General features: G+C 43.9%; 1 protein-coding gene. It reads right to left on the bottom strand.

All coding sequences use genetic code 11. The annotated features are described in order from the left end of the window. The coding region (locus tag BP621_RS15950) for a vWA domain-containing protein (protein ID WP_292391632.1) at positions 1–1,253 on the bottom strand (1,253 nt) is incomplete at both ends.

Below are 1,253 nucleotides of genomic sequence, written 5' to 3'. Positions count from 1 at the left end.
CCTGTTCCTCCGAGCCATTCAACAAGTTTTATCCAGAATACGGGATACTCAGGCAAGTTATGGAAATTGTTCCAGGCATTATCCCCAAGTTCATCACCCAGTCCCATATAGAAAATAGTACCCTTACCCACCTGCCAGTAACTTAGTATAGGAACTCCATTTTTGAGAGCTACCAGAGTTGTCGAGCCGGTTCTTTCAGTTGCGTTCAGGTACGTATGGACTGAGATCTCATCACTTCTAATATCCTTTGTAATACTGCTCTGCTGAACTTCCTCAACCCCAAGGTCGGTTCCGTTTGTTTCGTTCTCAATTTCGGTAGGCTTTACAGGCAAGATCTTGATCAGGCCAACCTCAGTTTTCTCGGGAGCTAAGGCACCGCTTGCAATGAAAACTGCATTACCTCCGTTTCTTACATAATTTTCAATTGTCTCTACTGAATCGTTAGCAATTGGAGTTTCTTTCTGCGCAAGCACTACAAGCGTGTAACTATCAAGGGAAGAAGGCACGGTTTTTGCGACACTGAGATTACTGTTCGGGAGCAGGGAAAGTGCAGTTTTCGAAGGCAGTTTCCCATCATCAGTGACATAGAGTATACGCTGCTTTGAAGTATCTGGAATGGAAATGTAAGCTTTATTGTCAACAGGTAAACTATCTTTCACATTAAGCTGAACTGTTGTAGTCCCTGGCCCAATGTTTCCAAGCGTGAACTGTTTTGTCCCACCTGCGGGAACGTCAAGGGAAAATGATGTTGAATTTCCAGAAATCCCTCTTCCAGTCTCGATTTTAACTTTTTCGTCTTGATCCTTGTAGTTCTTAATTACGCCTGTGTAGCCATATTTTCCGTCCGTGGCTTCGATCCAACCATTGATAATTCCAATATTATTTGCAGGCTTTCCAACTTTTACGAAGTTGACTGAAATTCCGTAAGACTCAGCCAGATTTTTGGAACTAACAGGATCGTCTCCTTTCGAATTAGTGAAATCAGAAATAACAATGATCCTTCCTCCTCCTTCCTTTGATAGAAGACGCATACCTGTAGTTATGGCTGCAGACAGGTCGGCAGTGCCGGCTCCTGGCTTAACTTTACTGAAAATATCCTTTGCAGAGGATGCATCTCCTCCTTCAAGGGCGAGCAGAGGTGTGTCCGAAGCCAGGATTATGCTGTTTTTCTTGCTCACATAGCCATCAGCAATCTTAACAGCATCAGCAAAGCGAGAATCGACCTGCATACTTGCAGAGGTATCAAGGATCAG

It is taken from the genome of Methanosarcina sp. UBA5, from assembly GCF_002505485.1.
Lineage (GTDB): Archaea > Halobacteriota > Methanosarcinia > Methanosarcinales > Methanosarcinaceae > Methanosarcina.
The sequence above is the reverse complement of the archived record's forward strand: the minus strand, read 5'-3'. Positions and strand labels throughout refer to the sequence as shown.